Genomic DNA, 6637 nt, shown 5'->3' with positions numbered 1-6637 from the left:
GGGGCGGGATCGATCGCCGGCGATCGCGGCAAGCGCTGACTGGGTGGCGGCGTCGAGGAGCACGCAGACGGTCTGAGCCATTGCCCAGACTCGCATGCATCGCCCGCCTCGTGAATCCTCTGACCGCGTCAGTGCACTAGTCGACGACCTTGCCGTCGGGGCCGACCGTGACGCTCGTCTCCTTGTCGGCGCCGGCGACCTTGATCACGTACTGCACCGCCTTGCCGTCCTTCGATACCGACGCTTCGTACGCCTTGCCGCCGCCGGCCTTCTGCTCGGCAATGGCAAGCGCATCCTTGAGCGAGGTCTTGGCCTCGTTGAAGTTGGCCGGCTTCAGGAACGTGAAGTAGCGCTCGATGGGCTGGTTCTCGGTCTTGTACAGGGCGCCGGTGTCGGCATTGATGCCGTACTCGACGAGCTTGCCGCTGGGATAGACGACCTTGACGCTGTAGTGCGCCGGATCCTTGCCATCGGCCTTCTCGAAGTCGGCGTCGATGGCGCGGCCGCCCTTTTCCTCGCCCTGCATCTCCGCGGTGCTGATCGCCTGTGGCAGGGCGACCTTCGCGGTCTTAGCTACTTGCCACTCCTTCATATCGCCGTTCGCCTGCGTGGCGGGCATCGGAGTTTCCGGGCTTGCCGCGGGCGGGGTTCCCTGGGCGGCGGCGAGGCAGGTGCTCGTCGCGAGGAAGCCGGCGGCGAGCATCAGATGTATCGACACGGCAAGGCTCCTGGTTTCTTGGCGTTTTCAGGACCCCGGAAACGCCTGTCCTTGGATGGGGTTTCCCGGAAGCGTAATCATGAATGGGACCGGGCGGTATCCGGCCTGAACGAACTCATTCGTTGGCCTCGCAGATGGCAACCGCCGTCCCGCAAGCCGCTTTTGAGATCGGTCGATAGGCTTTCGTGCGAACCGTATTAGCCGACCCGTCCACGGCGGCCGCCGGTCACCGCGATATCAACCGCCTTGCTTATCGCCGAGCCGCTCTAGGACTCGCCGGTGTGACAGCCCCGGAATTGCAAGGGAGCGCGCACGCGGTCGCCTTCGATGTCTGCGCTACCGGCCTGCTCTGAAACTTTCCTCTGCACGCCTCCGTACAAGTCGGCGTACGCCCCGCCTGGGCGCGGCGCGAGGCTTCGCCTCGGCGTCCGGTTTGTTGCGCTCCAAAGCCATCGCGGCCGGATTTTTATTCGATAAATCAGGAACTTGATGGTCGGGTCTTCTCTTCTCCCCATGTGCGAAAGGGGATTCCTTCCCCGTACAGGAGACATTGAATGAAGATCACCACCCTTGCCCTCGCCGCCTCGGTCCTCGGCAGCCTCGCGCTCGGTGCCGGCGCCGCCTCGGCCGCCCCGATAGGCCCGAACGGACTCCAGGCCGCCCCGTCCGACGTCACCCAGGTCCGGATGACCAGCAGCGAGCGGATGATGATGAAGAAGCGCATGATGCGGAAGCAGATGATGAAGCGCCGCATGATGAAGAAGCGGATGATGATGAACCGCGGCATGTGATTTCAAGGCGCCGTGCGCTTCCGGAGGCCTCGACCCAGGGGCCTCCGCCCTAGCCGTCCAGAGTGCGGGGAAGACCGTTTGGCTCGAACCTACCTGACCCGATCAGCCCCCGAGACCGGCGAGGTCGAGCGCCGCCGCTGGATGTTTCGCCATCCCCTCGTGATCAGGGTCACCCACTGGGTGAACGCGATCTGCCTGCTGGTCCTGCTGATGAGCGGCCTGCAGATCTTCAACGCCCACCCGGCCCTTTACTGGGGCAAGGTCTCGACCTTCGACGCGCCGCTCATGGCGATGACCCAGACCGAGGACGACCCGCCCAAGGGCATGACGACGGTGTTCGGCCATGGATTCGATACGACGGGCTGGCTCGGTTCATCGGTCGGCTCCGACGGCGAGGCGGCGGACCGAGGCTTCCCGGCCTGGACGACCTTGCCGAGCAACCAGGACCTTACCGGCGGCCGTTCCTGGCATTTCTTCTTCGCCTGGGCCTTCGTCCTGAACGGCATCGCCTACCTGCTCTATGGTCTGGTCAGCGGGCAGTTGCGATTCCGTGTGATCCCGTCCCGTGACCAGATCCGGCATTTTGGGGCCTCGATTTGGGAGCACCTGACGCTGCGCTTCCCCCAAGGAGACGAGGCCAAGCGCTACAACGTCATCCAGAAGCTCACTTACCTCATCGTGCTGTTCGTGCTCCTGCCGGTGCAGGTGCTGGCTGGGCTCGCGATGTCGCCGGCGATGAACGCGGCCTTTCCCTTCCTTCTGACGCTCTTCGATGGACGCCAGTCGGCCCGCACGGTCCACTTCGTCGTGGCGAGCCTGCTGGTCCTGTTCGTGGTCGTGCACGTCGCCCTGGTCCTGCTGTCGGGCTTCCGGAACAACATGCGCGGCATGCTCACCGGCTGGTTCGTGATCGAGCGCAAGGTCGAGCCGGCCGTCCCTGCCGGAGAGCCCCGGGCATGAGCCGCTCACCCAACCGACGCGCCCTCCTGGTGGGGGCTTCCGCCACGGCCGCGGCGGCCATGCTCGGAGGCTGCGACCGCCTGGGCAACGCGGAGTGGTTCCGGCGAACGCTGAAGACCGGCGAGGACGCCAACATGTTCGTCCAGCGCCTGCTCCTGGGCGAGGCGACGCTGGCACCGGAATACGCCGAGGCCGACATCTCGCCTTGGTTCAAGCCGAACGGCACCGAGGATCCGCCGGACAGGGACTACAAGGCCCTCGCGAAGGCCAAGTTCGCCAAATACCACCTGGTGGTCGACGGGCTCGTGGAGGCGCCCTTCAAGCTGTCCCTGGGCGAGCTCCGCAAGCTTCCCGCCCGCACCCAGATCACCCGGCACGATTGTGTCGAGGGCTGGAGCGCTATCGGCAAGTGGACCGGGGTGCCGCTCACCGACCTTCTGTCCCGGGCCAAGCTCAAGCCAGAGGCGCGCTACGTGGTGTTCCACTGCGCCGACACCATGGATCAGGGCAATTCGCTCGAAGGCGGAGGAGATGGTGAGGGGACCGACGAGGTACCCGCCGGCAACGCCAATCCGAGCATGACCAAGCAATCGGGCAGCGGCGAGAGCAGGAAGGACTCCGGCGGACAGCAGGCGTCGGAGGACACCGCGGCCAGCGGCGGATCACCGGTCAGGTACTACGAAAGCATCGACTTGGTCGACGCGTTCCATCCGCAGACGATCCTCGCCTACGACATGAACGGCCAGGCGTTACCTATCTCGAACGGCGCCCCGCTTCGCCTGCGGGTGGAACGCAACCTCGGCTACAAGCAGGCAAAGTACGTGATGCGCATCGAGGTGGTCGAGAGTTTCGCCAACCTCGGCGATGGCAAGGGCGGCTACTGGGAGGACCAGGGCTACGCCTGGTACGCCGGAATCTGAGTTGGCGCGGAGGTTACGTCCACGTCTCTGCGAGCATTGAAGGCCCAGCTCTCTCGTGGCGAACTTTGGCAGGATCTTCCCGGTGACGTCCGGCGCTTGCAAGACTGCGGAGTAGGGTCGGCCCCGCGCGTTGTAGCTGGCTGTCAGACCGGCGACGCAACCTCGAAGTGTCTGATACGAGCGCCCACGGACCTGACTGGCACGCCCGGCCTGACGAAATCTGCGACGGACCAATGTTCGGACTGCAGCGCGAACATTAAGGACAATGCCGTCATGTTCCTACATTCCGAACGCCTCGGCACGGGGCGGCCGCTACTGATGGTCCACGGGCTGGGGGCCAATCTCCGTACCTGGGATCCGCTCTTGTCCGCATTACGCGGCTCGCGCGAACTGATCTTGGTCGACCTGCCGGGACATGGCAGATCGGCCCCGCTCGCGGGCCGGCAGACGGTTGAGGCCTATGCGGACGCCCTTGCCGCCTTCGTGCAGTCTCAAGGCCTGACGACAGCGGACCTTGTCGGCAGTTCGGTGGGGGGCCGGCTGGTCCTGGAGCTGACGCGGCGGGGCATCGGTCGGCACTGCGTGGCGCTTGATCCCGGCGGTTTCTGGCGCGGGTGGGAAACACGCTGGTTACACTGGACGCTCGCGGCATCAATACACCTGGTGCGATTGCTGCGGCCCTTCCATCCCGGCCTGTCGCGCCACGCCGTCACCCGTATTCTGCTGCTGGCCCAACTGTCAGCCCGTCCGTGGCTGCTGCCACCGCAGCTTGTCGTAGAGGAGCTGCAGAGCCTGGCGGCCACACCGGTTTTCGATTCGATGCTGCGTGAGCTGGCACGCGGGCCCTTGCAGCAGGGCTCGGCGAAGACCCCCGGCCTTGTCACCATAGGCTGGGGCCGCCAAGACCACCTGCTGCTGCCGCGCCAGGCTGCACGCGCTCGGGCAGCATTCCCGTCGGCCCGTCTGTACTGGTTCGAGCGCTGCGGCCACTTCCCGCATTGGGATCAGCCTGCCGAGACGGCGCGCGTGATCCTTGAAACGGTTGGGAAAGATGCGCCTTGAAATGGCTTGTCGCACACCCGAGCCCACGGGTCGTCCACGGGTCGTCGCATCTCGGCCGAGCTTGCCGCCTCCGCTCTGGAGCCGGTCCATAGTCCGTTCTTCCATTGCCGCGAAAACGATGCAGCGCTTGAAAGTCGACTTATAGCGCCGCCGAACTCAGGCAGGCTTACGACGGGCGCGAAGCCGTCCTGGATCGGGAACGGCCCCCGGCCCCCTCGGTTTTCGGAACGATATTCCGTTTCCAATCCAATACGTCGATCCCCGAATCCGCTGCGCTCTTTCCCGCCGCGGCCCGCTTCCACTCCCCGATCCCCGTGAGGAAAAGCATGACTTACCTTCGATACGCACCCGACATCGAGAAGCCCGATTCGGACGAGCAGAAGACGATTGACGGCATCATCGCCGGCATGACGCAGCAATCCGAGACGGTGGAGAGGCGCGAGCACCATGCGGTGCGGGCCAGCCACGCAAAGAGTTCGGCCTGCGTCACTGGCGAATTGACGATCGCGACCGGCCTGCCGCCTGAACTGGCCCAAGGGTTGTTCGCCACTCCCGGCACCCATCCCGTCGCGGTTCGCTTCGCTCAGGGACCGGGCGAGACCCTGGGTGACCGGGTCTCAACCCACCGCGGGATGTCGATCAAGGTTTTCGACGTCCCCGGCGAGAAGCTGCCCGGCCACGCGGTCGACACCCAGGATTTCGTCCTCGCGACCGGGACCACCTTTCCGTCCGGGACGGCGGCGGGCTTCCTGCGCGACGGCACTGTCATTGGCAAGTCGACCGGTCTGCCGGAGGGCGTGAAGAGCGCGGTGTCCTCCACCATGCGCAACCTCAACCGGGCGCTGCATGCCTTCGGGACGGAGAGCGCGCTGGCCGACTTCTTCGGCCATCCCTACAGCCACCCGCTGGCCGACAGCTACTTCAGCCAGGCACCTGTCCGCTACGGTGACTACGTGGCCAAGCTCGGGGCCGTGCCGTCGACGGACAGCCAGCGTGCCCTGTCCGAGTGGCGTCTCGACCCGCACCAAGACGAGGACGGCTTCCGGCACGCCACCGTCGCGTTCTTCCGGGAGAACGAGGTGGTGTTCGAGCTGAAGGCGCAGCTTTGGGCGGATGCCGAGCGGCAGCCCATCGAGGACGCCTCGGTCGACTGGCCGGTCTCGGTCAGCCCCTACCGCACGGTGGCGACGCTGCGGCTGCCGCGTCAGGATGCCTACTCGCCGGATCGGGTGCGCTACTTCGACGAGGTGATGACCTTCCGCCCGGCGCACAGCCTCGCGGCGCACCAGCCGCTCGGTTCGGTGATGCGGGCGCGCCTCCAGGTCTACCGGGCGCTGAGCGACTTCCGCCACCGCGAGAACGGCGTGGCGGCCGAGGATTCCGCCGGCATCGACCGCATCCCGGCGTGAGGAACGGCGCGAACGGCGCCTCCGTTGAATGACGACATTCAGAAGGATGATGACATGAGCTTGCAAGGCAAGAAGATCGCGATCCTGATCGCACCGCGCGGCACCGAGGAGCCGGAGTTCGCCAAGCCGCATGAGGCGGTGAAGCAGGCCGGGGCGACCGTGACGGTCATCGGTCTGGAGGCCGGCGAGGCCGAGACGGTCAACAACGACCTCGATCCCGCCGGTCGCTACAAGGTAGACAGGACCATCGATGGGGCATCGGCCGCGGACTACGACGGGCTCGTCATCCCCGGCGGTTGCGTCGGCGCCGACAAGCTCCGGGCGAGCAAGGACGTCGTGGCGTTCGTCCGGGACTTCTTCGCCGCAGGCAAGCCGGTCGGAGTCATCTGCCACGGTCCCTGGACGCTGATCGAGGCGGACGTCGTGAAGGGCCGGACGCTGACCTCCTACCCCACGGTTCGCCGCGACATCGAGAACGCCGGCGGCACCTGGGTCGACGAGGAGGTCGTCTGCGACAAGGGGCTGGTCACCAGCCGTACCCCGAAGGATCTGCCAGCCTTCTGCGCCAAGATTGTCAAGGAGTTCGCGGAGGGCCGCCATCCCGACCAGGCCCGGAGCGCCTGAGGAGTCGGGCAGCTAGGAGCTTGTCCGAGTAATCCTCTCGACGACGAGGCTGCGAGGTGATTCACTCGGCTCATGGCCAAGGTGTTTCGCTCCTGGGACGTCGATCAGGGCTGGCTGTTGCCGCCCTCGCTGCACGAGTTCGTGCCACCCGGA

The 6637-nt window shown here is 65.9% G+C and carries 7 protein-coding genes; 6 read left to right on the top strand and 1 reads right to left on the bottom strand.

Translation table 11 applies throughout. From position 1 onward, the window contains the following. Positions 1 to 136 precede the first annotated feature (136 nt). On the bottom strand, positions 137 to 703 hold the full coding sequence (locus MKK58_RS04615; protein WP_243910991.1) for a PepSY domain-containing protein: 567 nt from the start codon (positions 701 to 703) through the stop codon (positions 137 to 139). A 569-nt stretch (positions 704 to 1272) separates the two neighbouring features. Between MKK58_RS04615 and MKK58_RS04610 the strand changes: the two genes are divergently transcribed. From MKK58_RS04610 to MKK58_RS04585, 6 genes are all read left to right on the top strand, one after another. Next, positions 1273 to 1509, top strand: a complete 237-nt coding sequence (locus MKK58_RS04610; RefSeq protein WP_243910990.1) for a hypothetical protein — start codon at positions 1273 to 1275, stop codon at positions 1507 to 1509. A 78-nt stretch (positions 1510 to 1587) separates the two neighbouring features. Next, the gene (locus tag MKK58_RS04605; protein ID WP_243910989.1) at positions 1588 to 2469 is read left to right on the top strand and encodes a cytochrome b/b6 domain-containing protein; all 882 of its coding nucleotides are present in this window, start codon (positions 1588 to 1590) and stop codon (positions 2467 to 2469) included. Further along, on the top strand, positions 2466 to 3389 hold the full coding sequence (locus tag MKK58_RS04600; RefSeq protein WP_243910988.1) for a molybdopterin-dependent oxidoreductase: 924 nt from the start codon (positions 2466 to 2468) through the stop codon (positions 3387 to 3389). Before MKK58_RS04605 ends, MKK58_RS04600 begins: the two co-directional genes overlap by 4 nt. A gap of 273 nt (positions 3390 to 3662) precedes the next feature. After that, positions 3663 to 4451, top strand: coding sequence for an alpha/beta fold hydrolase (locus MKK58_RS04595; protein ID WP_243910987.1), 789 nt, complete (start codon positions 3663 to 3665; stop codon positions 4449 to 4451). A gap of 326 nt (positions 4452 to 4777) precedes the next feature. Beyond that, positions 4778 to 5860: a catalase family protein gene (locus MKK58_RS04590; RefSeq protein ID WP_243910986.1), complete on the top strand. Its 1083-nt coding sequence runs from the start codon at positions 4778 to 4780 to the stop codon at positions 5858 to 5860. A gap of 54 nt (positions 5861 to 5914) precedes the next feature. Continuing rightward, the gene (locus MKK58_RS04585) at positions 5915 to 6484 is read left to right on the top strand and encodes a type 1 glutamine amidotransferase domain-containing protein (protein WP_243910985.1); all 570 of its coding nucleotides are present in this window, start codon (positions 5915 to 5917) and stop codon (positions 6482 to 6484) included. The last annotated feature ends 153 nt before the right edge of the window (positions 6485 to 6637 follow it).

Origin of the sequence: Methylobacterium sp. J-078, from assembly GCF_022829285.1 — a bacterium.
GTDB lineage: Bacteria > Pseudomonadota > Alphaproteobacteria > Rhizobiales > Beijerinckiaceae > Methylobacterium.
Note: the sequence above shows the minus strand (reverse complement) of the source record. Positions and strands in the feature narration are given on the sequence as shown.

Excerpts from the sequence above, each read along its gene's own strand:
- MKK58_RS04615 (WP_243910991.1), bottom strand. The coding sequence starts at position 703 with ATGCTCGCCGCCGGCTTCCTCGCGACGAGCACCTGCCTCGCCGCCGCC.
- MKK58_RS04610 (WP_243910990.1), top strand. The coding sequence starts at position 1,273 with ATGAAGATCACCACCCTTGCCCTCGCCGCCTCGGTCCTCGGCAGCCTC.
- MKK58_RS04600 (WP_243910988.1), top strand. The coding sequence starts at position 2,466 with ATGAGCCGCTCACCCAACCGACGCGCCCTCCTGGTGGGGGCTTCCGCC.
- MKK58_RS04595 (WP_243910987.1), top strand. The coding sequence starts at position 3,663 with ATGTTCCTACATTCCGAACGCCTCGGCACGGGGCGGCCGCTACTGATG.
- MKK58_RS04590 (WP_243910986.1), top strand. The coding sequence starts at position 4,778 with ATGACTTACCTTCGATACGCACCCGACATCGAGAAGCCCGATTCGGAC.
- MKK58_RS04585 (WP_243910985.1), top strand. The coding sequence starts at position 5,915 with ATGAGCTTGCAAGGCAAGAAGATCGCGATCCTGATCGCACCGCGCGGC.